Source organism: Streptomyces sp. NBC_00005, assembly GCF_045160215.1.
Classification (GTDB): domain Bacteria; phylum Actinomycetota; class Actinomycetes; order Streptomycetales; family Streptomycetaceae; genus Streptomyces.
This window is the reverse complement of sequence record NZ_CP108316.1, coordinates 3,808,520-3,832,203: the sequence shown is the minus strand read 5'-3', so window position 1 is coordinate 3,832,203 and position 23,684 is coordinate 3,808,520. Positions and strand designations below refer to the sequence as shown.

General features: G+C 71.2%; 24 protein-coding genes. 14 read left to right on the top strand and 10 right to left on the bottom strand.

From position 1 onward, the window contains the following. Window position 1 precedes the first annotated feature (1 nt). Window positions 2-1,414, bottom strand: a complete 1,413-nt coding sequence (locus tag OG303_RS17460; protein WP_405869313.1) for a DHA2 family efflux MFS transporter permease subunit — start codon at window positions 1,412-1,414, stop codon at window positions 2-4. 100 nt (window positions 1,415-1,514) lie between these two features. On the opposite strand from OG303_RS17460, the gene OG303_RS17455 reads away from it, so the two are divergent. Next, window positions 1,515-2,081 carry a TetR/AcrR family transcriptional regulator gene (locus OG303_RS17455; protein WP_405869312.1) on the top strand — a complete coding sequence of 189 codons (567 nt, stop codon included), beginning with the start codon at window positions 1,515-1,517 and terminating at the stop codon, window positions 2,079-2,081. Between the two features lie 98 nt (window positions 2,082-2,179). Here the strand turns inward: OG303_RS17455 and OG303_RS17450 are convergent, their stop codons facing one another. The 3 genes from OG303_RS17450 to mce form a co-directional block, all read right to left on the bottom strand. Next, a complete protein-coding gene (locus OG303_RS17450) occupies window positions 2,180-3,115 on the bottom strand; it encodes a cellulose-binding protein (RefSeq protein WP_405869311.1) in 936 nt (311 codons plus the stop codon). Between the two features lie 183 nt (window positions 3,116-3,298). Then, window positions 3,299-7,144: a polarized growth protein Scy gene (scy, locus tag OG303_RS17445; protein WP_405869310.1), complete on the bottom strand. Its 3,846-nt coding sequence runs from the start codon at window positions 7,142-7,144 to the stop codon at window positions 3,299-3,301. Window positions 7,145-7,354: 210 nt separating this feature from the next. Beyond that, entirely contained in the window at window positions 7,355-7,795 is a 441-nt protein-coding gene (gene mce, locus OG303_RS17440) for a methylmalonyl-CoA epimerase (protein ID WP_405869309.1), read from the bottom strand. A 148-nt stretch (window positions 7,796-7,943) separates the two neighbouring features. Here mce and OG303_RS17435 point away from each other — a divergent pair, with 148 nt between their 5' ends. The 3 genes from OG303_RS17435 to OG303_RS17425 all read left to right on the top strand — a co-directional run bounded on the left by OG303_RS17435 (window position 7,944) and on the right by OG303_RS17425 (window position 11,547). Beyond that, window positions 7,944-9,146 (top strand): acetyl-CoA C-acetyltransferase, encoded by a 1,203-nt coding sequence (locus OG303_RS17435; protein ID WP_405869308.1) that lies wholly within the window; start codon window positions 7,944-7,946, stop codon window positions 9,144-9,146. Between the two features lie 38 nt (window positions 9,147-9,184). Further along, on the top strand, window positions 9,185-10,141 hold the full coding sequence (gene meaB, locus OG303_RS17430) for a methylmalonyl Co-A mutase-associated GTPase MeaB (protein ID WP_405869307.1): 957 nt from the start codon (window positions 9,185-9,187) through the stop codon (window positions 10,139-10,141). A 170-nt stretch (window positions 10,142-10,311) separates the two neighbouring features. Next, entirely contained in the window at window positions 10,312-11,547 is a 1,236-nt protein-coding gene (locus OG303_RS17425) for an MFS transporter (protein ID WP_405869306.1), read from the top strand. A gap of 58 nt (window positions 11,548-11,605) precedes the next feature. On the opposite strand, the gene OG303_RS17420 is transcribed toward OG303_RS17425, so the two are convergent. Further along, entirely contained in the window at window positions 11,606-12,190 is a 585-nt protein-coding gene (locus tag OG303_RS17420; protein ID WP_405869305.1) for a PepSY domain-containing protein, read from the bottom strand. Window positions 12,191-12,319: 129 nt separating this feature from the next. Between OG303_RS17420 and OG303_RS17415 the strand changes: the two genes are divergently transcribed. Beyond that, window positions 12,320-13,042: a response regulator transcription factor gene (locus OG303_RS17415; protein ID WP_405869304.1), complete on the top strand. Its 723-nt coding sequence runs from the start codon at window positions 12,320-12,322 to the stop codon at window positions 13,040-13,042. Then, a complete protein-coding gene (locus OG303_RS17410) occupies window positions 13,039-14,490 on the top strand; it encodes an ATP-binding protein (protein ID WP_405869303.1) in 1,452 nt (483 codons plus the stop codon). Before OG303_RS17415 ends, OG303_RS17410 begins: the two co-directional genes overlap by 4 nt. A gap of 15 nt (window positions 14,491-14,505) precedes the next feature. On the opposite strand, the gene OG303_RS17405 is transcribed toward OG303_RS17410, so the two are convergent. The 4 genes from OG303_RS17405 to OG303_RS17390 form a co-directional block, all read right to left on the bottom strand. Then, entirely contained in the window at window positions 14,506-14,982 is a 477-nt protein-coding gene (locus OG303_RS17405; protein ID WP_405869302.1) for a MarR family winged helix-turn-helix transcriptional regulator, read from the bottom strand. Window positions 14,983-15,074: 92 nt separating this feature from the next. Beyond that, a complete protein-coding gene (locus OG303_RS17400; protein ID WP_405869301.1) occupies window positions 15,075-15,875 on the bottom strand; it encodes an AIM24 family protein in 801 nt (266 codons plus the stop codon). After that, complete coding sequence (locus OG303_RS17395) at window positions 15,872-16,522, bottom strand: AIM24 family protein (RefSeq protein WP_405869300.1); 651 nt, start codon at window positions 16,520-16,522, stop codon at window positions 15,872-15,874. Before OG303_RS17395 ends, OG303_RS17400 begins: the two co-directional genes overlap by 4 nt. Window position 16,523: 1 nt before the next feature. Then, entirely contained in the window at window positions 16,524-17,156 is a 633-nt protein-coding gene (locus OG303_RS17390; RefSeq protein WP_405877324.1) for an AIM24 family protein, read from the bottom strand. 210 nt (window positions 17,157-17,366) lie between these two features. Here OG303_RS17390 and OG303_RS17385 point away from each other — a divergent pair, with 210 nt between their 5' ends. The 5 genes from OG303_RS17385 to OG303_RS17365 all read left to right on the top strand — a co-directional run bounded on the left by OG303_RS17385 (window position 17,367) and on the right by OG303_RS17365 (window position 20,240). Further along, window positions 17,367-17,711 (top strand): DUF3817 domain-containing protein, encoded by a 345-nt coding sequence (locus OG303_RS17385; protein ID WP_405869299.1) that lies wholly within the window; start codon window positions 17,367-17,369, stop codon window positions 17,709-17,711. Further along, on the top strand, window positions 17,708-18,001 hold the full coding sequence (locus tag OG303_RS17380; RefSeq protein ID WP_405869298.1) for an MTH1187 family thiamine-binding protein: 294 nt from the start codon (window positions 17,708-17,710) through the stop codon (window positions 17,999-18,001). The genes OG303_RS17385 and OG303_RS17380 overlap by 4 nt, the downstream gene beginning before the upstream one ends. Before the next feature lie 159 nt (window positions 18,002-18,160). Further along, the gene (locus tag OG303_RS17375) at window positions 18,161-18,913 is read left to right on the top strand and encodes a hypothetical protein (protein ID WP_405877322.1); all 753 of its coding nucleotides are present in this window, start codon (window positions 18,161-18,163) and stop codon (window positions 18,911-18,913) included. Next, window positions 18,910-19,593 carry a DUF4166 domain-containing protein gene (locus tag OG303_RS17370; RefSeq protein WP_405869297.1) on the top strand — a complete coding sequence of 228 codons (684 nt, stop codon included), beginning with the start codon at window positions 18,910-18,912 and terminating at the stop codon, window positions 19,591-19,593. Before OG303_RS17375 ends, OG303_RS17370 begins: the two co-directional genes overlap by 4 nt. Then, window positions 19,590-20,240, top strand: coding sequence for a TetR/AcrR family transcriptional regulator (locus OG303_RS17365; RefSeq protein WP_405869296.1), 651 nt, complete (start codon window positions 19,590-19,592; stop codon window positions 20,238-20,240). Before OG303_RS17370 ends, OG303_RS17365 begins: the two co-directional genes overlap by 4 nt. 106 nt (window positions 20,241-20,346) lie before the next feature. On the opposite strand, the gene OG303_RS17360 is transcribed toward OG303_RS17365, so the two are convergent. Next, entirely contained in the window at window positions 20,347-21,339 is a 993-nt protein-coding gene (locus OG303_RS17360) for a DUF5937 family protein (protein ID WP_405877320.1), read from the bottom strand. 107 nt (window positions 21,340-21,446) lie between these two features. Here OG303_RS17360 and OG303_RS17355 point away from each other — a divergent pair, with 107 nt between their 5' ends. Genes OG303_RS17355 through OG303_RS17345 form a run of 3 tightly spaced genes read left to right on the top strand, consistent with a single transcriptional unit; the run spans window position 21,447 to window position 23,626 of the window. Beyond that, window positions 21,447-22,724 (top strand): MFS transporter, encoded by a 1,278-nt coding sequence (locus OG303_RS17355; protein WP_405869295.1) that lies wholly within the window; start codon window positions 21,447-21,449, stop codon window positions 22,722-22,724. Window positions 22,725-22,734: 10 nt separating this feature from the next. Further along, entirely contained in the window at window positions 22,735-23,244 is a 510-nt protein-coding gene (locus OG303_RS17350) for a MarR family winged helix-turn-helix transcriptional regulator (RefSeq protein ID WP_405869294.1), read from the top strand. Between the two features lie 43 nt (window positions 23,245-23,287). Beyond that, window positions 23,288-23,626, top strand: coding sequence for a DUF3817 domain-containing protein (locus OG303_RS17345; RefSeq protein WP_405869293.1), 339 nt, complete (start codon window positions 23,288-23,290; stop codon window positions 23,624-23,626). Window positions 23,627-23,684: the final 58 nt, after the last annotated feature.

Below are 23,684 nucleotides of genomic sequence, written 5' to 3'. Positions count from 1 at the left end.
GCTAAGACCGGGGTTCGGGGGCTGCCACTTGAGCGGGCACCGGGCTCACCTCCTTCTGTAATGCGGGGAGCAGGAGTGCGACACCGACCGCGAGGAACGTGAGGAGGGTCGTCCACAGGAAGGTGTCGGCGAAGGCGGTGGAGGTGCCGCCACCGCGTTGGAGCAGGACGGCGAGGACGGCCGTGCCGAAGGAGCCGCCGAGCTGCTGCACGATCCGGGTGGTGGCGCTGGCGTGCGGGACGCGCTCGGGGGCGAGGCCCTGGAAGGCGCCGACCATCAGGGCCAGATTGGCCGCGCTCATGCCGAAGCCGCGCACGACGAGCGCGAGGGAGAGGAACAGGTCGTCATGGGTGTGCGCGGCGAAGGGGAGCGTGCCGAGGGCGGTCAGCAGCAGGCCCGTCACCGCGATCGGGCGGGGGCCGAGGCGGTCGGTGAGGCCGCCGGTCGTCCGGGCCAGCAGCGCGCCGATGCCCTGCGGTACGAGCAGCAGGCCGGCGGCGATCACGCTCTCGTGCCGCACCTGCTGGTAGTACAGCGGCAGCAGGAACATGCCGCCGAAGAGCGTCAGCCCGCTGGTGAAGGTCAGCGCCGAGGACACGGCGAACGCCCGCACCCGGAACAGCCGCAGGTCCACGAGGGGTTGGGCGGTGCGCAGGGCGCGCAGGGCGAAGGCGACGACCAGGAGGGCTCCGCCGGCCATCGGCACCAGCACGCGCGCGTGCCCGAAGCCGCCCTGGTTGCCGACCTCGGAGAGGCCGTAGATCAGCGCGGCGAGCCCGGGGGACACCAGGAGGAGGCCGGTCAGGTCGAGACGGGCGGTGGCCCGGCCCGCGTCCTTGGGAACGCCCCGCCACGCGAGCGCGATGGCGAGCAGGCAGACCGGCAGGTTGACGTAGAAGATCCAGCGCCAGCTGAGGTGGGAGATGATCAGGCCGCCGAGCACGGGACCGAGGATCGGTCCCACGAGGGCGGGCAGGGACACGACGGCCATCAGCCGCCCGAGCCGCTGCCCGCCCGCGGCCCGGATGACCAGCGTCTGCAGCACCGGCAGCAGGAGACCGCCGCCCAGGCCCTGCAGCACCCGGAAGGCGACCAGGGACTCGATGTTCCAGGACAGGCCGCACAGCAGTGATCCGGCGAGGAACAGCACCAGTGCGCCGAGCCAGACGCGCCGGGCGCCGAACCGCTCGGCGGCCCAGCCGCTGACCGGCACCACCATCGCCAGGGCCAGCAGATAGCCGGTGCTCACCCATTGCACGGTCGCCGTGGAGGCGTGCAGGTCATGGCCGAGGGTGTGGATCGCGATCGACACGATCGTGCTGTCCAGAAGCGGCGCGAGGGCGCCGAGGACGAGGATGGCGGCGAGTTTGAGGACGGCGGGGTCGAGGCGTTCTTTGGACGGCTTTTCGGGCATACGGGTCCCCCCCTCGAGTACCTAAGAGACGATGCGTCTCTTACGGCGACGATAGACTGCCCGTGATTAGAGACGCAAGGTCTCTTAAGGAGGTGGGTCAGTGCCCGCGGAGACCACGCGGCGGCGCGGTGCCGCCCTGGAGGCCGAACTCCTGGACGCGGCCTGGGCGGAGCTCCAGGCCGTCGGCTACCCGAAGTTGACGATGGAGGGCGTCGCGGCCCGTGCGCGCACCGGCAAGCAGGTCCTCTACCGCCGCTGGGGCAACCGGGCGGAGATGGTGATCGCGGCCCTGCGCCACCGCCAGGGCGGATCCGTGGCCGACCGGGTCCCGGACACCGGATCGCTGCGCGAGGACGTCCTGGCCGTCCTGCGGATGATGGCCGAGCGGCAGCGCGACATCGGTCAGGACGTCGTGCACGGGGTGCTGGCGGAGATCGGCGAACAGCGGGTCGAGGTCTTCGACATCATGCGTGACGTGATGACGACGCTGCTCGAACGGGCCGTCGACCGGGGCGAGATCCCCACGGCCGACATCTCACCGCGGATCATGACCCTGCCCACGGACCTGGTGCGCAACGAGATCGTGATGCGCAGCGAGCCGATGACGGAGGCGACGCTGGTGGAGATCGTCGACGAGGTCTTCCTGCCCCTCGTACGCGGGAAGTGATCCGTACACCGAACTGATCCGCGTACGCCAAAGGCCCGCACCTTCGGGGGAGATGGTGCGGGCCTCTGATGCTGCTGCTGACTACCGGCTGCTGCTGACTACCGGGTCTGCTGCGCCGGAACCCCACGGGAGATCGGCTCGTCCTCGGCCGGTGAACCGGCCGCGGCCACCGCGGCACCCGTGAGCGTCGCGAGCATCTCGCGGACGTTCGTGAGCTGGGCGTTGATGCTGTCGCGGCGGTTGGTGAGGGCGGCCAGCTCGCGCTCGGATTCCGAACGGATCCGGTCGGCCTTGGCGTTGGCGTCGGCCACGATGTCCTCGGCCTGGCGCTGAGCCGTCTCCACCGTCTGGCGGGCGCGGCGCTCGGCGTCGGTGCGCAGCTTCTCGGCCTCCAGGCGGAGCTGCTCCGCGCGGTGCTCGATCTCCGCGAGGCGCTTCTCGGCCTTGGCCTGCCGGGACGCCAGGTCGCGCTCGGACTGCTCGCGGCGCTTGGCGAGGTTCGTCTCGAAGTCGGCGGCGGCCTGCGCGGCCTTGGCGCGGGTCTCCTCGAAGAGGGCGTCGGCCTCCTCGCGCTTCGACTGCGCGTCCTTCTGCGCCTCGGAACGCAGCTGAGAGGCGTCACTCTTGGCCTTCTCGACGATCCGGACGCCCTCGTCCTCGGCCTTGGACTTGCGCTCCGCAGCGAACGATTCTGCGTCGTTGCGGACCTGCTGGGCCGCCGACTCCGCGAGCTCGCGGTGCTGTTCGGCCGCGCGACGGGCCTCCTCGCGCAGATCCTTGGCCTCCTCCTCGGCGAGGCGGAGGATCTTCTCGACACGCGCGCCGAGGCCGGCGTACGACGGCTCCGCGTCGGTTACCTGAGCCTGGGCGTTCTGCGTCTCGAGGTGGAGCTCCTCGATGCGCTTTTCCAGAGCGGTGATGCGGGCGAGAGCGCTGTCACGGTCGGAGACGAGCTTGGAGATCCGTTCGTCCACCTGAGCGCGGTCGTACCCACGCCGCACTAGCTCGAAGCCGTAGGGGGAAGTGTCGCTCATGGGGTTCCTGTCAAATGAGACCGGTGAGGTGATAGGGGGAATCCTAGGGGCCGAAGCGGTGTGTCATCGAGCGGATACGTGTTTGATCTGGAGAATGACACCCCTTTTGAGTGGCTAACCCTCGGACCACTTGCCAAAAACTTGGTCAAAGGCCCCAGATGACACCGGATTTGGACCTGTCGGTTAGCTGTCCGACGGCTTACCCGAACGAGGGGCGCCGACCACGGCGCCCGCCTTGACGCCGCCGTCCTTGCCCGCTGTCGGGGCCTCAAAAGACTCCAACGCCTCCAGGACGTCCTGGACACGGGAGATCTCGGCGTTGATGTCCTCGCGCCGGCGCACCAGGATCTCCAGCTCGCGCTTTCCTTCCTCGACCGTGCGCTTGGCCTCGCGGATCGCCTCGGCCTTGAGCTCCTCGGCCTCCCTCACGAGCGCCGACTTCTTCTGCTCGGCCTCCTTCAGGAGCCCCTCGGCCTTCTTCACCGCGGCGATACGGACCTTGCCCGCTTCGGAGTTGGCCTCCGAGACCAGCTCCTTGGCCTTCGCCTGCGCCTTGCCCAGCTGCTCCTCGGCGGCCGTGATGAGCGCGTCGCAGCGGTCGCCCGCCGACTTCATCGTCTCGGCCGACTCCCGTCGGGCCCGCTCGTGCAGCGCCTCGATCTCGCCCGTGATGCGGTCGCGCAGCTCCTCGGCGCGCTCACGGATCGAGGTGGCGTCCCGGCGGGCGCCGACGAGCAGTTCGTCCGCGTCCGTACGGGCCTTCTCCACTCGGGTGTTGCCCTCGACCGTCGCCTGCGAGACCACGCGGTCGGCCTCCTTGCGGGCCGCGCCCACCATGCTGTCGGCCTGCGCCTCGGCATCGGCGGTGGTCTTGTGGGCCTGCTGCTGCGCCTCGGAGAGCAGTTTGTCGGCCTCGGCCGTGGTCTCCGTGATGAGCGTGTCGACCTGCTCGGCCACGTCCTGGCGCCGCTTGCCGGCGTCCTTGCGGGCCTCGTCGAGCGTGCGCTCGGCCTCCTCCCGCGCGGAGTTGACCAGCCGCTCGGCCTGCGCCGCCGCCTCGGCCTTGACGCGCCCGGACTCGCCGCGCACCCGCTCGGCGTGCTGCTGGGCGGAGCCGACCGTCTCGGCGGCCTCGGCGCGCAGCCGCTCCGCGTCCCCGGTGGCGTCCGCGATGAGCTTCTCGGCCTTGGCGATCGCCTCGGAGCGCACCCGCTCGGCCTCGGTGGCCGTCTCCGACTGCAGCCGCTCCGCCTCGGCGGTGACCTCGGTGATGAGGGTGTCCGCCTGTGTGGCCGCGTCCGACCGGATGCGGTTGGCGTCGTCGCGGGCGTCCGCCCGGGTGCGTGCCGCGGCCTGGTCGGCCTCGGCGATCGAGTCCGACGCCTCCGTACGGACCCGCTGGGAGTACTCGGCAGCGTCCGAACGCAGCCGCTCCGACTCCGCGATCGCCTCCGAAACCGTGCGCTCGGCAAGCGCCTTGGCGGCGTCCGTCTCCTCGTTCGCCTCGCGCCGGATCCGGTTGGCGTCCTCGGTGGCCCGCTCCCGCTCGGAGTAGGCGTCGGCGCGGACCCGGTCCGCCTCCTCCTGCGCCTCGCGCCGGGTACGGTCCGACGCGTGCTCGGCGGCACTGCGCAGCCCGGTGATCTCCTCCTGGGCCTGCTCGTGCAGCCCGGTGACGGAGTCCCGCACCTGCTGGGCGTGCTGTTCGGCGGCCGACACCATCTCGTTCGCGCGCCGGTCGGCCTCCTCGACCAGCCTGAGCGCCTCGGCCTGCGCCTCCTCGACGCGGCCGCGCGCCACCGCCAGCAGTTCCTCGCTCTGCTCGCGGGCCCGCTCGCGCTCCTGGTCGGCCTCCTGGCGTGCCGAACCGAGGAGTTCCTCGGCCTCGCGGCGGCGCCGGTTGGCCTCGTCCTGCGCGGCGGCCAGCGTCTCGGACGCCTCCGAGCCCAGCCGCTCGGCGGCGGCCAGCGCCTCCGCCCGTACCCGGTCGGCGGTGTCCTGCGCCTCCGACTTCAGCCGCTCGGCCTCCGCGGCCGCATCGGACCGCAGTCGTACGGCGATGGCCTCGCCCTCGGCACGCGAGGCGGACGCGTCCGACGCGGCCTCGTTGCGCAGCCGCTCGGCCTCCGCCTCGGCCTGCGCCTGCAGGGTGCGGATCCGCTCGGCGGCCTCGGTGCGCAGCCGCTCGGCCTCCTCGGCGGCCTCGCGGCGGATGCGTGACGCCTCCTGGCGGGCGTCGGTCAGCGCCTGCTCGGCGGCGGCGAGACGGTCCTCGGCCTCCGTGTGCAGCCGCGTCAGCTCCTCGGCGGCCTCCGCACGGCGGGCCGCTATGGCCCGCTCGGTCTCCTCGTGCAGTTCGAGGGCGGCCCGCTCGGCGTCGGCCTTGATGCCCTCGGACTGCTCGACGACCTCGGCGCGGTGCCGCTCGGCCTCCTTGCGGGTGCGGTCGAGGGTCTCCTCGGCCTGCCGGCGCAGGGTGGTCGCCCGCTCGATGGCCTCCGTACGGACCTTCTCGCTGTCCGTCGTGGCCTTCTGGCGCAGCTCGTCGGCGTCCTGCCTGGCCTTCGCCAGCAGCTCCTCGGCGGTCTTGGCCGCCTCCTCGATCTGCTGGACGGCCTCCTTGCGGGCCTCCGCGCGGATCTTCTCGCCCTCGGCCACCGCGTCGGCGCGCAGCTGCTCGGCCTCGCCGCGCAGCCGGCGCGCCTCCTCCTGCAGCTCGACCGTCTTGGCGCGGTACTCCTTGGTGTCGTCCTTCGCCGAGCCCTTGAGCTGTGTGGCGATGTCGTGCGCCTCGGCGCGCAGCCGGTCGGCCTCGGTCTCCGCCTCGTGGCGGATCCGCTCGGCCTCCTCGGCGGCCGCCTTGGTGGTGTTCTGCGCGTCCTCCTGCGCCCGGTTGAGGACGTCCTCGGCGGTCTTGGCCGCTTTGGACAGCTGGGTCGCGCTCTCCTCGGCGGTGATCGTCCGGGCCTTCTCGGCGGCCTCGGTGACGATCTTCTCGGCCTCGGCGCGGGCGTCCGCGACGACCTGCTCGGCGCTCTCCCTGGTGGCCTCGGCCTTCTCGGTGGCCTCTGTGACCAGCCGGGCGACCTGCTCCTTCGCCGTACGCGTGCGCTGCTCGTTCGTCGACTCGGCGCTGGCGAGGGCCTTCTCGGCCGCCGCGGTGGCCTCGGTGACGAGCTTGTCGGCCTCGGCCTGCGCCTTGCGCAGCGCCTCCTCGGCCGCGGTCATGCGCTGCTCGGCGCCCCGGCTCAGCTCCTGGGCCTGGCGGCGGGCGGAGTCCGACTCCGAGACGGTGGAGGTGCGCAGCTGCTCCGCGTGGTCGGTGGCCTCCTGGGCCTGCGAGGACGCGGCGTTCAGCAGCCGCTCGGCGTCCGTACGGGCCCGGAGCAGGAGCTGCTCGGCCTCCGCGCGGGCCGACTCGGCGTCCGCCTCCAGCCGCTGCCTGGCCTCGGTGGCGACCCGCTCGGCCTCCGCACGCGCGGCGGCCAGGGCCTGGTCGGCCTCGGCACGGGACTCGTCGAGGAGCCGGCGCGCCTGCTGCTCGGTACGGCCGCGCAGCTGTTCCGCCCAGGCCACGTTCTCGTTGACGTGCGACTCGACGGTCTGACGGCGCTCCGCCAGCTCCTGGTCCAGCTGCTGGCGGCGGGTGACCGCCTCCTGGTGCAGCTCGGCCTGCAGCCGGGCGGCCTGCTCCGCGTGCTCCTGGAGGATGCGCTGGGTCTGCGCGCGCGTCTGGCTCAGCTCGCGCTCGGCGTCCAGCCGCAGCTGGTCGGCCTGGATCTGCGCGTTCCGTAGCAACTGCTCGGCCTGATAGCCGATGTCACCGCCGTCGAAGGAGGGCCGGGACATGAGGGTGCGGCGCGCCTCGTGAAGCTTGGCGCGCAGCACCTCGACCTGGTAGCCGAGGTCCTCGGCGTGCTGAATCGCCTTTTCCCGCTCGGTCTTCAGCCGCTCCATCTCGGCCTCGAACCGAGAGAGGTGGTCGACGTCAGCCGCCGGCTCTCGCTCCTGGCGTTCGTAGCCCCGCACTGCGCGGTCCCATCCGTCCCCTGGTCGCAAGTCTGGCCAAACGAGCTCCGTCCATCCGCCGAACGGGGCCCCCGGGGAATGGTGTCAGATCAACGGCGGACCAGGGGCTGCTGCCCCGCGCTCGCCCCCCGAAACCCGGACCCCGGCATGCGGTCACCCCCCACAGAAGTGGCGACCGCCCCCAACCCTACCGGCCCATATGTACGGGGGTCAGTGCTCAGGTGACTCAACAGGCGCCGAAGTGACCAGTTCTGTCAGAACGCCATGACAATCCTTGGGGTGCAGGAACGTGATCCGTGACCCCATGGAACCGCGTCGCGGCTCTTCGTACAGAACGCGTACGCCCTTGTCCTTGATGTCCGCGGCGTCCGTGTCGACATCCGCCGTACCGAAAGCGATGTGGTGGACACCCTCGCCGTTCTTGTCGAGCCACTTGGCGACGGTCGAATCCGGTCGCGTCGGCTCCAGAAGCTGCAGGTAGGAGGCCCCGCCGTCGGAGGTTTCGTTGATCTTGAGCATGGCCTCGCGGACGCCCTGCTCCTCGTTGACCTCGGAGTGGAACACCTCGAAGCCGTACGTGGCCCGGTAGAACTCGACAGTCTTGTCGAGGTCGAAACAGGCGATCCCGATGTGGTCGATTCGCGTCAGCATGGTGTTAGTGCAGCGCTCCCTGTGTGGTTACGCAACGTGCGCGCGATCACACCGACGGCCCGATGACGGAGTGCTCTACCGCTCAGTACATTCGAAGTAAACCCTCGTTCACTTCTTCAGCTGTGCAGCTGGAAGGGGATCGCACCTCATGTCTGGAACGAACAGCAGTACCTCGGTGATCGTCGCGGGCGCCCGGACGCCCATGGGACGGTTGCTGGGCTCGCTGAAGTCCTTCTCCGGAGCCGACCTCGGCGGCTTCGCGATCAAGGCCGCCCTCGACCGTGCGGGGATCGGTGGCGACCAGGTGCAGTACGTGATCATGGGTCAGGTACTGCAGGCCGGCGCGGGACAGATCCCGGCACGCCAGGCCGCGGTCAAGGCCGGCATCCCGATGAACGTCCCGGCGCTCACCATCAACAAGGTGTGTCTGTCGGGCCTCGACGCCATCGCGCTCGCCGACCAGCTGATCCGCGCCGGCGAGTTCGACGTGATCGTCGCGGGCGGCCAGGAGTCGATGACCAACGCGCCCCACCTGCTGCCGAAGTCCCGTGAGGGCTTCAAGTACGGGGCGATCGAGATGCTCGACGCCATGGCGCACGACGGTCTGACCGACGCCTTCGAGAACATCGCCATGGGCGAGTCGACGGAGAAGCACAACACGCGCCTCGGGATCGCCCGTCCCGAGCAGGACGAGATCGCGGCGCTGTCTCACCAGCGCGCCGCCGCCGCCCAGAAGAACGGCATCTTCGAGGCAGAGATCACCCCGGTGGAGATCCCGCAGCGCAAGGGCGAGCCGGTCGTCTTCAGCAAGGACGAGGGCATCCGCGGCGACACGACGGCGGAGTCCCTGGGCAAGCTGCGCCCGGCGTTCACCCGGGACGGCACGATCACCGCCGGTTCCGCCTCGCAGATCTCGGACGGTGCGGCGGCCGTGGTCGTGATGAGCAAGGCCAAGGCGCAGGAGCTCGGCCTCGAGTGGATCGCGGAGATCGGTGCGCACGGGAACGTGGCCGGACCGGACAACAGCCTCCAGTCCCAGCCGTCCAACGCCATCGCGCACGCCCTGAAGAAGGAGGGCCTGGACGCCTCCGACCTCGACCTGATCGAGATCAACGAGGCGTTCGCGGCCGTCGCGGTCCAGTCAATGAAGGACCTCGGTGTTTCCACGGAAAAGGTGAATGTCAACGGTGGCGCCATCGCCCTGGGCCACCCGATCGGCATGTCCGGCGCCCGTCTCGTCCTGCACCTGGCGCTGGAGCTGAAGCGCCGGGGCGGCGGCGTGGGCGCGGCTGCGCTGTGCGGCGGAGGCGGTCAGGGTGACGCACTGATCGTGCGGGTACCCAAGGCCTGAAGCCTCTGTCGTACGCGATTCTCCGAACGGGAGCTGTGATGCAGGACGTCTCCACCCTGGTGGCCCAGGCCAGGGAAGGCCGGCCGCGGGCCGTGGCCCGGCTGATCTCGCTGGTCGAGGGGGCGTCCCCGCAGCTCAGGGAGGTCATGGAGGCGCTGGCGCCGCTGACGGGGAACGCGTACGTGGTCGGTCTGACCGGTTCCCCGGGCGTCGGCAAGTCCACGTCGACCTCCGCGCTGGTGACGGCGTACCGCAAGCAGGGCAGACGGGTCGGCGTCCTGGCCGTCGACCCGTCGTCCCCGTTCTCCGGCGGCGCCCTTCTGGGTGACCGCGTCCGGATGTCGGAGCACTCCTCCGACCCCGGCGTCTACATCCGCTCGATGGCGACCCGGGGCCACCTGGGCGGCCTCGCCTGGTCCGCCCCGCAGGCGATCCGGGTGCTGGACGCGGCGGGCTGCGAAGTGATCCTGGTCGAGACGGTCGGTGTCGGGCAGTCGGAGGTCGAGATCGCCTCCCAGGCGGACACGAGCGTCGTCCTGCTCGCCCCGGGCATGGGCGACGGCATCCAGGCGGCGAAGGCCGGGATCCTGGAGATCGGCGACGTGTACGTCGTCAACAAGGCCGACCGGGACGGCGCCGACGCCACCGCGCGCGAGCTGAACCACATGCTGGGCCTGGGCGAGTCCCGCGGTCCCGGCGACTGGCGCCCGCCGATCGTCAAGACGGTCGCCGCGCGCGCCGAGGGGATCGACGAGGTCGTCGAGGCCCTGGAGAAGCACCGGGCGTGGATGGAGGAGCACGGCGTCCTCGCCGAGCGCCGCCTGTCCCGCGCCTCCCGCGAGGTCGAGACGATCGCGGTCACGGCCCTGCGCGAACGCATCGGCGACCTGCACGGCGACCGCCGTCTGAGCGCGCTGGCGGAACGGATCGTGGCCGGGGACCTGGACCCGTACCGCGCCGCGGACGAGCTGGTGGCGGGACTGACACAGGGCTGACGCGGATTTATTTCCGTGGGCAACGAGCCGCCCCTGTTGCTACGTTGACCGACATGTACCTCCTCTTGGCATAGGGCACGCCCGAGCCCGCGCACGGCGAGCGGTGATCGACCGCACGCCCCGCGCGGCGATCAGGCGTCCCCTTTCCCGCCTCGAGTCGAGGAACTCCCGTGTCTTCCACGTCTGTTGCACGGCCGACCTATGCCGTCGTGCTCCGCATCCCGCACGCCCGCCGCACGTTCGCCGCCGCCCTGCTCGGCAGGCTGTCGTACGGAATCGTCCCCCTGTCCGTGATGCTCGCCGTGAACCGGGCCTCCGGGTCCTATGCGGTGGCGGGCACCGTCATGGCGCTGTTCGGCGGCACCAGCGTCTTCCTGTCGCCCGCCCGGGCGGCCCTCATCGACCGCTACGGCCCGCGCCGCACGCTCGTCCCCATGGTCGCGGCCTACGCGGCACTGCTCGGGCTGCTGACGCTGCTCGTCCGGCGTCCGGGCGCCGTCTCGCCGCTCGTCCTGGGTGCCGTGACGGCCGCGGCGGGCGCCTGCACTCCTCCGCTGGGCCCGACCATGCGCGCCGTATGGGGCCGACTCGCCCCGGACCGGGCGCTGTTGCAGCGCGCCTACAGCCTCGACGGCGTCGCCGAGGAACTGCTGTTCGTCTCGGGGCCGTTGCTGGTCGGCGTCCTCATGAGGTTCGCCCCGCCGGCGGCCGGCATCGTCTTCGGGACGGCGCTGATCGTGGTGGGGACGGCCGGGTTCGTGTCGTCGCCGGCGGTGCGGGCGGTACGGCCGGGGGACCGGAAGGCGCGGCGGGCCGCGGGCGGCCGGCGGGTGCTGCGCGGGCTCGGACGGCCCGTGGCCGCGACGGCCGCGGTCGGGCTCGCGTTGGGCGTCGTCGACCTGCTGGTCGTCGCCTTCACCGAGGGGCATGGGTACGGCGCCGACAGCGTGGCCTGGATCCTGGCCGCCCTGTCCACCGGAAGCGCCGTCGGCGGGCTGCTCAACGGGGCCGTCACCTGGGGGAGTTCCGCGGTGGTGCGGTTGCCCCTGCTCATCGCCGGACTGGGACTGGCCCTGCTCGGCGCCGGTCTGGTCCCGGGCCTCGCCACGCTGGCCGTGGTCGTCGCCGTGGCCGGGTTCTTCGTGTCCCCGGCCCTCACCACCGCGTATCTCATCGCCGACGAGGCAGCCGCACCCGAGGCCCGGGTCCAGGCCGGGGCCTGGGTCAACACGGCCGTCAACGCGGGGAGTACGGGCGGTGCGGCCGCCGCGGGAGCGCTGGCCGGGCGGCTGCCGACCGGGTGGTGCTTCGCGGCGACCGGCGCGGTCGTCCTGCTGACGGCGGCGGCCGTGGCGACGGGCACACGACGGGAGAGGGGCACGGGAAGCCCCGTACCCCTCGTCTGACGGCGGGCGCCGGTCGCCCATCGCCGATCACCCGTCACCAACCGGCAGTTGTCCGTCGTCAGTCGTCGTCGCGGTCCTGGGTGACCTTGCCCGTGCGGGCGTCGACGTGCCACTCGCCCTTGGCGGTCTCGACGCTCCACGCGGCGGGCCCGTCGTCGTCCAGGTCGACGTCGGTGACCGTGCCCTTCGAGGCGACGGCCTGTACGGCCTCGCGGGCGTCCACGCTCGTGCCCTTCAGGGCGGCGAGGTCCTCGCGGCCGTCGTTGTCGTCGTCGGTGTCGCGGTGGGCCCCGAGGACCTTGCCGGTGGTCGGGGAGACCTGGACCGTGTACTCGGTGCCGCCGCCCTTGACGACGTCCACCTCCCAGGCGCCCGAGCCGTCGTCGTCACGGTCGGCGGCGACGGCCGTGCCCGGCGTGTGCTTCAGGGCGGCCGCGATGGCGTCGTCGGCGGTCACCCCGGCGCCGCTGCCGGCCTCCGGTCGGATCTCGACGGTGTCCTCGCTCCGGTCGTCCGCGACCCGGACGCTCGCCTCACGCTGCGTCGACGGCGCGTCGTCGCCCCCCGCCGCGTAGGCGGCGACGGTGCCGCCGCCGATCAGCGCCGCGGCGGCGACGGTGGCGATGACGATGTTGCGCTTCATGAGGGTTCCTCCCGAGTCGATGTGCTTCACGTTGTTTCGTTCGACGGGAACCAATGTGGCGGACCGACGCTGAGGGCAACCTGAAGCCGCCTGAAGGGATCTTCAGCTTCGTTTTGCCACCCTGTACGCATGCGCCCGCCCGTCACCCACCACCGCCCTACTCGAGGCGCTGCGCGCCACCCCTCTCGATTGTTGATCGTGGAGGACGAAAAGCGTCTCGCCCTGTCCCTGGCCAAGGGCCTGACCGCCGAGGGATACGCCGTGGACGTCGTCCACGACGGCCGGGAGGGCCTGCACCGCGCCGTCGAGAGCGCCTACGACCTCGTGATCCTCGACATCATGCTGCCCGGCCTCAACGGCTACCGCGTCTGCGCCGCCCTGCGCGCCGCCGGCCACGACGTGCCGATCCTCATGCTCACCGCCAAGGACGGCGAGTACGACGAGGCGGAGGGCCTGGACACGGGCGCGGACGACTACCTGACGAAACCGTTCTCGTACGTCGTCCTCGTCGCCCGCGTCAAAGCGCTGCTGAGGCGGCGCATGCAGGGCGCCGGTGCCTCGCCCGTGCACGTCCACGGCGGCCTCAAGGTCGACACCGCCGCCCGCCGCGTCTTCCTGGACGAGGACGAAGTGACCCTGACGGCCAAGGAGTTCGCCGTCCTGGAGCAGCTCGTGGTGCGGGCCGGCGCGGTGGTGTCCAAGGCCGAGATCCTGGAGCACGTCTGGGACTTCGCGTACGAGGGCGACCCGAACATCGTCGAGGTCTACGTCAGCACGCTCAGGCGCAAGCTGCGCGCCGGGCTCATCCGCACGGTCCGCGGCGCCGGCTACCGGCTGGAGGCGGAGAGATGAGGCGCCTGTTCGGCTCCGTCCGGTCCCGGGCGACCCTCGCCGCCACCCTCGTGGTCGCCGTGGCGCTGATCGCCGCCGGCGTCGCCGTCCTGCTGTCGCTGCGGTCCAACCTGGTCGGCCAGGCGGGCTCGCAGGCGGAGCGCACCGCGCGGTCGGTCGCCACCGACCTGGCCGTGGGGAAGCCGTACGACGAGCTCTCCCTGGACGAGGACGAGGAGCCGGTCCAGATCGTCGACGAGCACGGCACGTTGGTCGCGGCCAGCCAGGACCTGCAGCGGATCAGCGGCACCGGCACCGGTGAGGTGAAGCCGCGGTCGCAGCCGAGCGCTCCCGCGAGTGCGCAGGAGGGCGCGGAGGAGAACGGGGAGTCCGACGACGACGCGGACGACTCCGGGTCCACTCTCGAACCCGGCGAGATCGACAAGGACACCACCTTCACCAACGGCTCGGCGGCGATCGACGGGGAGAGCGCCGACTACCGCTTCGCCGCGGTGAAGGTCGAGGTCGACGGCAAGGGCGAGCTCACCGTGTACGCCGGCGCCCCGCTCTCCGCGGAACAGGGCGCCGTGCGCACCGCGCAGACCGTCATGCTGATCGGGTTCCCGCTGCTGCTCGGCGTCGTCGCGGGCGTGACCTGGCTGGTCACCCGGCGGGCCCTGCGCCCCGTCGAGGGCATCCGCACCGAGATGGCCGCGATCACCGCCTCCGAGGACCTCGCACGCCGCGTGCCGGTCCCGGACACCCACGACGAGATCGCCCGCCTCGCCCGGACCACCAACGAGACGCTGTCCGCCCTGGAGACCTCGGTGGAGCGCCAGCGCCGGTTCGTCGCCGACGCCTCCCACGAGCTGCGCAGCCCGATCGCGTCCCTGCGCACCCAGCTCGAAGTGGGCGCCGAACACGCCGAGTTGCTGGACCTGGAGGGCGCCGTCGAGGACACCGTACGACTGCAGCGCCTGGCCGCCGACCTGCTGCTGCTCGCCCGTCTCGACGCGGGGGAGCGGCCGGCCGACGCCCGCTTCGACCTCGGTGCGCTGGCGCGGGAGGAGGCGGAACGGCGCAGGGGCGTGACCGTGGACGCCGAGGCCGTCGAAGTGGCGGGATCGCGGGGGCAGTTGGGGCGCGTGCTCGCCAATCTCCTCGACAACGCCCAGCGGCACGCGCGGTCGGCGGTCGCGGTGTCCGTACGGCAGTCCACGGGACCGGACGGATCCCACGCCGTACTGACCGTCACCGACGACGGGAGCGGCGTACCCGAGAGCGACCGTGAGCGGGTCTTCGAGCGGTTCGTACGGCTCGACGACGCCCGCAGCCGCGACGACGGCGGGGCCGGGCTCGGGCTCGCCATCGCCCGCGACGTCGCCGTACGGCACGGCGGAACGCTCACCGTCCGGGACGCGCCGGAAGGCGGAGCCCTGTTCGAACTCCGCCTTCCGCTTGCCCGTTAGTGCGCCAGGGGCGGGTTAGGGGCGGCCCCGCAGCCCGCGGAGGTGCTGCGCCACGGGCTTCAGGGCCTTGTCGACCTCCGCCATGGCCTCGGGGGACAGCAGATCGATGAAGTGCCTGCGCACCGACGCCACATGATGCGGCGAGACCTTCTGCATCGTCTCCATGCCGTGCTCGGTCAGGACCGCGTAGAGGCCGCGGCGGTCGGACTCGCAGTTCTCGCGGCGGACCAGGTTCGCGTTCTCCATCCGCGTGATCTGGTGGGAGAGGCGGCTCTTGGACTGGAGGGTGGCGGACGCGAGATCGCTCATTCGCATCCGTACATCCTCCGACTCGGAGAGGTTCACCAGGATCTCGTAGTCGTTCATAGTCAGGCCGAACGGCTGCAGGTCCCTCTCGAGCTGGTACGTCAACAGCCTGTTGACCTCCAGGTGGGTGCGCCAGGCGCACTGCTCCGCATCGGTCAGCCAGGGCGTGGCCGTCTCGGTCTCCATGAATGAAGTCTACCTAAAATGTTGAAAGGCGAACTAATGAGGGTGGCGTGACGGCGCGCACACGTTCGACGTCACACTCCGCAGACTACCGCTCACAGCCCGAAGCGACGCTGGAGGTCCCCCAGCTGTCCGGGAAGGCGCGGTGCGCCGGCTTGCTGTGCGGGGCCTGTGTGCCCCCCGCCGCCACCGGGTACCCCCGCCTGCTGCGGAACGGCCCCCGTGGCCTGCTCGGCCATGAGCGCCTCCGAGGACTGGAGCAGGACCGTGCCGGCCCCTACGAACTCGAACTGGTGCTCCTCCCCGGAGGCCCCGCCGAGGCCCGTCATCGCACGTAGGCCGCCCATCAGGCCCGTCATGTAGCCGTGGTCGTAGTGGTGGCACGGCGAGGGGCAGTCGGCCCAGCCGACGAGCGCCTGCGGGTCCACCCGGATCGGGGGCTCCATGAACACCACCGGACCGTTAGATGCAGCTACGAACTTTCCGGTTCCGATCAGAGTCAGAAAACCCGGCACGATCGACTGCTTGAGTGCGAGAGTTGGCTGAAAAGCGAGCAAGTTGCCCGAGCGAATGGTCAGGTTGCCCTCTTCGAGGTCGTACGAGTTCACGTCGAAGGCCCGGTCGGCGAGCAGCATCTTGCCCGAGCCCTCCGCCACGACCCAGTCGCTCGCGTGCAGTGGCGAATGAAAGGACGTACGGACAAGGCGGTCGAGCCGGCCGTGCCCGATGCCGTTGAACTCCATCGAGCCGTAGTAGGCGATCATCTTCCCCTTCTGCAGGAACCACTGGCTCCCCTTGAGCTCCACGCAGAAGGTGTACTTGTTGACGTTGTCGTCGACGGGCAGCGTCGTCGGGTCGAAGACCGTCGGGCCGCCCGGAGTCCCGTACGCGCTCACAGCTTCTCCTCCGAGGCCTGGACGTACACCACGCCGTTTCCGCTGAGCTCCAGTTGGAAGGCCTCGCCGGAGCCGCGCCCCACCATGTCGCGCCAGCCCAGTGCCGTGGACAGCTTGTTGCGGACGTCGCCGTGGTGGGCGACGTACGCCTGCGGGTCGACGTGGACCGGGCGCTGCGGGGTGATCGGGATCTCGAAGACGCCGCCGTGGGCCATCACGGCCACCGAGCCCTGCCCCTTGAGGGTGGTGGTGAACAGGCCCTGGCCGGTGACCTGGCCGCGCACCATGCCCATGACCCCGCCCTGCGAGCCCATGAACATCGTGCCCTGCTGGAGCGTGCCCTCGAAGGCGAGCAGGCGGTCCGCCTCCACGTAGAGGGTGTCGCCGGCGAGGTTGATGACCTGGACATGGTGGCCGCCGTGCCCGAAGAAGACCGTGCCGCTGCCCTCGACGCTCATCAGCGGTGTGGCCTCGTTGGCGACCCGGCGGCCGATCATCGACATGATCCCGCCCTGGCCGCCCTGCATGTTGGGCGTGAAGGACACCTCGCCCTTGTAGGCGAGCATCGCGCCGCGCTGGCTGAACAGCCGCTGGCCGGGCGACAGGGTCGCCTCGACCATCTTGGAGTTGATCTCGCGGAAGGTCATGTCACACGTCCCCCGCGATCGTGTTCCGCTCGCTCGGCTGGACGTACACCAGGCCGTCCCCCTCGAAGCGGATCTGGAAGGCCTCGCCGCCGCCCTCCCCGAGGAGCGTGCGGAACGTCACACCGGACTGGAAGGACTGCCGCAGATTCCCCTGGTGCGCGATGTAGGCGCCCGGGTCGACCGTCAGCGGGTACTGGGCGCTCACCCGCAGCGCCACCGCCGGACCGTCCGACATGATCGCCGCCTGGCCGTGGCCCTCGACGGTCGTCGTGAACAGCCCGTTGCCCTGCGAGGCGCCGCGCAGCCCCGTGAACGTCGTGCCGGTCCTGAGACCGGCGTCGGTCGCGAGCAGATTGCTCGACTCCACATACAGCTTGTCCCCCTGGAGACCCACGAGATTTATCTCGGAGGCGCGGTCCGCGAACCAGCACGTCCCGTGCCCCTTCACCTCCATCACGGTCATCTGCTCGCCGGTGAGCCGCCGGGTCACCATGCCCCGGATGCCCTCACCGCCGCCGCTCATCTTCTTGAAGGCCATCTGCCCGTCGTACGCGACCATGGAGCCGTTCTTCGCCTTCACGGCGTCCCCGGTCATGTCGACGGCGAGCACCTTGCTGCCTTGAAGTCGAAACATCGCCACGCTGCGAAGGTAGCGGCCGGGTCGGTCGGCCGAACAGAGCCCGTAGGTGGAGAAAGCCCCTGACCGCACCCCTAGGGGTGCGGTCACCCACCCCCGGCCGAACCCACGCCCGACGGTTTGTCACAATGGTTGAACGTTTGTGCTTGCGTTCACAAACTCGACGCCTCTCCCACCGTCTCTCCCACCGACCACCGAAGGTGACCCGTGGACATCAAGACCGCCACCGCTCTGCGCCGGCTCCGACTCGTCTCGGCCCCCGAGGCCGTGTCCTTCCTCCTCCTGCTGGTCTGCTCCGTGCTGAAGCGGACCACGGACTTCAACGCGGTGCCGGTGATGGGCATGGTCCACGGCGTCCTGTTCATCCTGTACGTGGTCTTCTGGGCCGACGCCTGGAACCGCACGAAGTGGCCCCTGGGGACCGCCGCCCTCTACTTCGTCCTCTCCGTCCTGCCGACCGGCGGCTTCTTCGCCGAGCGCAAGCTCAAGCGCGCCGCCGAGGATGAGGTCATCGCCGCCCGCGCCCGCAAGGAAGGAGCCGTGACCGCATGATCGTCGCGTTCTCCGTGACGCCGCTTGGGGTCGGCGACGAGGTGGGGGAGTACGTGGCCGACGCCGTCCGCGTCGTCCGCGAGTCGGGCCTGCCCAACCGCACCGACGCGATGTTCACCTCCGTCGAGGGCGAGTGGGACGAGGTCATGGACGTCGTCAAGCGCGCCGTTGCCGCCGTCGAGGAGCGGGCGCCGCGCGTCTCGCTGGTCCTCAAGGCCGACATCCGGCCCGGAGTGAGCGACGGTCTCACCTCCAAGGTGGAGACGGTGGAGCGGTACCTCGCCGAGTAGGGCGCCAGCGGCTCGTACCCGAAAACCCCGGCCCGCGCGGGCCGGGGTTTTCTCGTGCCCCATGTTTGAGCGGTCGCTCAAAACGGTGTACTTTCATGGTCGAGCTGTTTGAGCAGTCGCTCAAACAACCTGCTGACCTGGGGGATTCACATGGGGCACTTGGGGCTCTACATCGAGGCGCGGATCCGCACCGACCTCGACGCACTGTGGTCGCGGACGCAGGACCCCTCCCAGCACCAGCGCTGGGACCTCCGCTTCACCGAGATCGACAACCTCCCGCGCGCGGAGGGCGAACCGCAGCACTTCCGGTACGCCACGCGCGTGCTGCCCTTCCTCACGGTCGCCGGCACCGGAGTCTCCGCGGGTGAGCGGGAACGCCCGGACGGGACCCGTACGTCCGCGCTCCGGTTCGCCTCCCCGCATCCGCTCTCGCTGCTGGCCGAGGGCAGCGGCTACTGGCGCTACATCCCCGACGGGGACGGCGTCCGCTTCCTCACCGGCTACGACTACCGGCCCCGCTGGGGCGGGTTCGGCGCCCTGGCCGACCGGTTGCTGTTCCGCCCGCTCATGGGCTGGGCGACGGCCTGGTCCTTCGACCGCCTCCGGCTGTGGCTGGAGCACGGCATCACTCCGGAGCGGGCGCGGGCCAACTGGCTGGCCGAGCTGCTGGTGCGCGCCCTGGCGATCGTCCTCGCCTGCACGGGCTTCGGCTACGGCAGTCTGCTGCGACTGACGGGCCCGTTCGCTCCCCTCTTCTTCTACGCCACCCCCTTGCTGGCGACGGTCGCCCTCTCGCTGGCCCTCTTCGCGCCGCCGCGGTCCACCACCCCGGCCGCCCGCCGCTGCCTGCGCACACCGCCCACGCGCGTGCGTGCCCCCCGACTGCTGCGCACCCTGGAGAACCAGCGATGACGACGTCGATCTTCCGTACGGTCATGGGCGCGGACTTCGACCGCCTCCACCCCCAGCTGCAGCGCCGCTTCTCGGTCGGGCTGGCGAGCGGGGAGGCGTGCGTCGGGCGGGGCGTGATGGACCGGATCTGGCACGGCGGGCTCTTCGTGAAGCCCTTCCTCGCGCTCGGCACCACCCGCAACATCCTGGTGCCGCAGCAGGGCCGCCGTGTTCCCTTCACCATCGAGAACGTTCCGTACGCCGACGGCTTCGGGCGTGAGACGGTGACCTTCGTGCGCACCTTCGACCTGCCCGGACGTTCCCGGCGTTTCGACGCCCAGATGGTGCTGAGCCCCAAGGGCGACCGCATCCTGGACTACCTCGGAACCCACCAGCACCTCGCCAGCGACCTGTACTTCCGTGCCGAGGCCGACGGGTCGCTGCTGATCCGGTCCGGCGAACACCGGTTCCGGGAAGGGGTGGTGGACGTGCGGGTGCCGGAACTGATCGGGGCGAGAGCCGAGGTGCGGGAGTCCTTCGACGACCACACCGGGCGTTTCCGCATCCGGGTCCGGGTGGTGAACAAGTACTTCGGGCCGCTCTTCGGCTACGAGGGGTCCTTCGCGGCGACGTACACGGACATCCGTACCTGCGGCGTGCGGCCCGGACTGCGGCCCGTGCGCGAGGAGTTGCGCGCGTGAGTCCCGAGACGGCGAAGTCCCAGGAGACCAAGGCCAAACTCCTCGAGGGGGCGCTCAGGACGCTCACCGAGCAGGGGATCGCGAAGGTGTCCGCCCGCACGATCGCGACGGCCGCCGGGGTCAACCAGGCGCTGGTCTTCTACCACTTCGGGTCGGTGGACGAACTGCTCGCCGCCTCCTGTCGGTACGGGGCGGAGCAGGCCGTGGGGCGGTACCGCGAGCGGTTCGCCGCGGTGACGTCGCTGTCCGAACTGCTCGCCGTGGGGCGGGAGATACACGAGGCGGAGCGCGCCGGGGGGCATGTCGCCCTGCTCGGGCAGCTGTTGGCCGGTGCGCAGACCCACGCGACGCTGGGGCCGGCGACCGCGGCGGGGCTCGATCTGTGGATCGCGGAGATCGAGACGGTACTGACGAGGGTGCTCGCGGACACACCGCTGGGGGAGTTCGCGGATCCCGCGGGGCTGGCCCGGGCGGTGGCGGCCGCGTTCGTGGGGATCGAGTTGTACGAGGGGGTGGATGCGGCGGGGGCTTCGGCGGCGTTGGACGCGCTGGAGCAACTGGGGGTGCTGGTCGCGGCGTTGGAGGAGCTCGGGCCGGTGGCTCAGCGGGCTGTGCGGCTTCGACTGCGTCGGGCTGGGCGGCGTTGACCTGGCGGTCGCCGGGCTTTTCTCGCCCCGCCAGGGGGCTCCGCCCCCTGGACCCCCCTCGGCCTGAACGGCCTCGTTCTCAAACGCCGGACGGGCTGAAAGCGGGTCAGCCGTCCCCGGACACCAGCGCCATCCCCAGCGGTGTCCGTTCGTACAGCACCTGATGGCCGTATCGCCGGGCCGTGAGCAGGCCGGCGTCCCTCAGCAGGGTCAGGTGGGCGGAGACGGACGACGGGGCGAGGCTCAGGCGGTGGGCCAGTGCACTGGTGGTGGCGGGTTCGTCCAGGGCGGTGAGTACTGCCGCACGGCCGCGGCCGAGGAGTCGTACGAGGACGTCGTCGGCGCGGTCGGCGCGGGCGGCGGGCTCGGCCCACAGGCCGCCGATGCCGCGGGCCGGGTAGGCGAGGGTCGGCTGCCAGGGCGGTTCGAAGGTGCTGACGACGTCCGGCCAGATGAAGACGCTGGGCATCAGGACCAGGCCCTGCCCGCCGAGTCGCCGTTCGTGCTCGCCCCTGAACTCGACGGTCAGCGTGCCCGTGCGCCAGCCGAAGCGCCGGCTGATCTCGGGCAGCAGTCCACCGAGGCCCACCTCGGCGAGCCGCCGCGAGTGGAAGGCGACGTCCGCCTCCAACAGGGCGCGCAGACGAGGCCAGTCCGGGGCGACGAGGGTGTGCCAGGCCTCCTCCATCACGTCGGAGAGATGCTGGATCATGCGGGCGGGGTTCCGCAGCCACTCGCGGGCCCGCGGGGAGTCGAGCGCGCCCGGGGTGTCGGCCAGCGACTTCGCCGTGTCCGCGCGAGCCGCCTGCGGATCGCTCGCCCGTACGGCCGCGATCTCCTCCTCGAAGGTGGCGGCCGGTCCGATCGGGGGCGGGCAGAGCCAGTCGGGACAGTGGCCGGGCTGCGGCATCAGCAGCCACAGGTCCGTGAGGTCGAGCCCGGCCGCGACCCGGCCCATCCGGCGCAGCCAGTGCGCGTGGTAGCCCTGCCGCTCGGGCCGCTTGAGCATGCGCACGACCTCTTGCGTCTCCCACAGCGGCGACACGGCGAAGCGGCACCGGAGGAAGTCGTCCTCCCCGAAGTGCAGACGCGACGGTATGACCACCACCTCCGAAGGATCGAGCGGGAACAGCGAGCGGGAACAGGGACATTCGGCCCGTGCCGAATCTCTAGGATGCCTCGCCCGGGCCGAGCACGCTGCTGCCCATGCCAGACGAGTCCGAGGGCACGACGACCCTTCCTGTGCCGCCTTCTCCCGCCGTCCCCACCGGCTACGGCCGCGTGTTCGCCGTCCGTGAGTTCCGTGCCGTCTTCGCCGCCCACGCGCTCTCCCTGCTCGGCGTGATCGTCAGCGAGATCGCGCTGTCCGTCCTCGTCTACGACCTCACCGGCTCGCCCCTGATGAGCGCGCTCGCCTTCGCGCTGGGCTTCCTGCCGTACGTCGTCGGGGGGACGGTGCTGGCGGGCGTCGCGGACCGTTTCCCGGCCCGACGGGTGCTGGTGGTATGTGACATGGCACAGGCCGGCTGCGTGGCGCTGATGGTGCTGCCGGGTACGCACATCGCCGTCCTGCTCGCCCTGCGCTGCGGTGTCGCCGTCGTCGCGCCGGTGTTCCAGGGGACGCGGATGGCCACGCTCGCCGACATCCTCGGCGACGGCGAACTGTTCGTGCTGGGCCGCTCCCTGCTGCGGATCGTCTCGCAGAGCGCCCTGCTCGTCGGCTACGGCCTGGGCGGACTGCTCCTGATCGCCCTGACCCCGCGCCATGCCCTCCTGATCACCGTGGCCACCTTCTGCGCCTCCGCCGTCCTGCTGCGCTTCGGCACCCGGCCCAGGCCCGCTCGTGCGTCGGCGGGCAACGCCCTGGTGAAGGACTCCCTCAAGGGCGCCCGCCAGGTCCTCGCCGACCGCCGCGTACGCGCACTGCTCCTCCTCTTCTGGGTGCCGCCCATGTTCTCCGTGGCACCGGAGGCCCTGGCGGCCCCGTACGCCGACCGGTTGGCCGTCGGCTCCGTCGGCCTCGGCCTGCTGATGTGCGCGCTGCCGGTGGGCACGATCGCCGGCGAGCTGTACGCGGGCTCCCGCCTGCGCCCCGCCACCCGCGAACGCATCGCCCTCCCCCTGGTCACCTTCAGCCTCCTCCCGTACCTGGGCTACGTCCTCCACCCGGGCCTGGTCCCTTCGCTCCTGCTGCTTCTGCTCTCGGGCGCGGGGTCGGCGTACACCCTGGGCCTGGACCAGTGGTTCGTGCGGGCCGTGCCCGAGGGGCTGCGCGGACGGGCCATGACCCTGCTCACCGCCGGGCTGATGACGATCCAGGGGGTGGGGATGGCGCTGGCGGGAGTCGTGGCGGAGTTCGCGGGGGTGCCGGCCACGGTCGCGGGGGCCGGAGCGCTGGGCGCGGTGTGCTGTCTGCTGCTCGCCCTTCAAGCCCGGCGGACCGAAAGGCGAGACGGGGCTGACCACCATGTGACCGGCCGGTAGTGTCAGTGCCGTGCCGAAGCCGCTCAGTCTTCCCTTCGATCCCATCGCCCGCGCCGACGAACTCTGGAAGCGGCGCTGGGGAAACGTGCCGTCCATGGCGGCCATCACGTCGATCATGCGCGCGCACCAGATCCTGCTCGGCGAGGTCGACGCCGTGGTCAAGCCGTACGGACTGACGTTCGCGCGGTACGAGGCGCTGGTGCTGCTCACCTTCTCCAAGGAGGGCGAGCTCACGATGTCCAAGATCGGCGAGCGGCTCATGGTGCACCCGACGTCGGTGACCAACACCGTCGACCGGCTGGTGAAGTCGGGCCTGGTGGACAAGCGCCCCAACCCCAACGACGGGCGCGGCACGCTCGCGTCCATCACCGACAAGGGCCGCGAGGTCGTCGAGGCCGCCACCCGCGACCTGATGGCGATGGACTTCGGCCTCGGTGCGTACGACGCCGAGGAGTGCGCGGAGATCTTCGCGATGCTGCGGCCGCTGCGGGTGGCCGCGAGCGACTTCGACGAGGACTGACCCGGCCCAAGATCTCCCGGAACGTGCGGTTACGCTCGACGCCATGAAGAAGAGCGTGCTGACCCGCTACCGCGTCATGGCCTACGTCACCGGTGTCCTGCTGGTCCTGCTGTGCCTGAGCATGATCGCCAAGTACGGCCTGGACGTCGACGGTGCCGCGGACTTCACCCGCGTCGTCGCCATCGCGCACGGCTGGCTCTACGTGGTCTACCTGATCTTTGCCTTCGACCTGGGCTCCAAGGCGAAGTGGCCGGTCGGCAAGCAGCTGTGGGTGCTGCTCGCGGGGACGGTCCCGACGGCCGCCTTCTTCGTCGAGCGGAAGATCAGCCACGAGCTGGAGGCCAAGGTCGGCGACGAGTCTCCCGCGGTCGCCAAGGCCTGAGCGACACCGCCGTACGCCCGGGTGCGTGCGGCGGTTTCCTCTCAACCATTTAGTTGGA

Bases quoted from the DNA above. Each gene is read 5' to 3' on its own strand.
- OG303_RS17370 (WP_405869297.1), top strand. From the start codon at position 18,910: ATGACGACGTCGATCTTCCGTACGGTCATGGGCGCGGACTTCGACCGC.
- OG303_RS17390 (WP_405877324.1), bottom strand. From the start codon at position 17,156: ATGTTTCGACTTCAAGGCAGCAAGGTGCTCGCCGTCGACATGACCGGG.
- meaB (WP_405869307.1), top strand. From the start codon at position 9,185: ATGCAGGACGTCTCCACCCTGGTGGCCCAGGCCAGGGAAGGCCGGCCG.
- OG303_RS17355 (WP_405869295.1), top strand. From the start codon at position 21,447: ATGCCAGACGAGTCCGAGGGCACGACGACCCTTCCTGTGCCGCCTTCT.
- OG303_RS17420 (WP_405869305.1), bottom strand. From the start codon at position 12,190: ATGAAGCGCAACATCGTCATCGCCACCGTCGCCGCCGCGGCGCTGATC.
- OG303_RS17435 (WP_405869308.1), top strand. From the start codon at position 7,944: ATGTCTGGAACGAACAGCAGTACCTCGGTGATCGTCGCGGGCGCCCGG.
- OG303_RS17345 (WP_405869293.1), top strand. From the start codon at position 23,288: ATGAAGAAGAGCGTGCTGACCCGCTACCGCGTCATGGCCTACGTCACC.
- OG303_RS17460 (WP_405869313.1), bottom strand. From the start codon at position 1,414: ATGCCCGAAAAGCCGTCCAAAGAACGCCTCGACCCCGCCGTCCTCAAA.
- OG303_RS17405 (WP_405869302.1), bottom strand. From the start codon at position 14,982: ATGGAGACCGAGACGGCCACGCCCTGGCTGACCGATGCGGAGCAGTGC.
- OG303_RS17410 (WP_405869303.1), top strand. From the start codon at position 13,039: ATGAGGCGCCTGTTCGGCTCCGTCCGGTCCCGGGCGACCCTCGCCGCC.
- OG303_RS17395 (WP_405869300.1), bottom strand. From the start codon at position 16,522: ATGACCTTCCGCGAGATCAACTCCAAGATGGTCGAGGCGACCCTGTCG.
- OG303_RS17450 (WP_405869311.1), bottom strand. From the start codon at position 3,115: ATGAGCGACACTTCCCCCTACGGCTTCGAGCTAGTGCGGCGTGGGTAC.
- OG303_RS17415 (WP_405869304.1), top strand. From the start codon at position 12,320: ATGCGCCCGCCCGTCACCCACCACCGCCCTACTCGAGGCGCTGCGCGC.
- OG303_RS17380 (WP_405869298.1), top strand. From the start codon at position 17,708: ATGATCGTCGCGTTCTCCGTGACGCCGCTTGGGGTCGGCGACGAGGTG.
- mce (WP_405869309.1), bottom strand. From the start codon at position 7,795: ATGCTGACGCGAATCGACCACATCGGGATCGCCTGTTTCGACCTCGAC.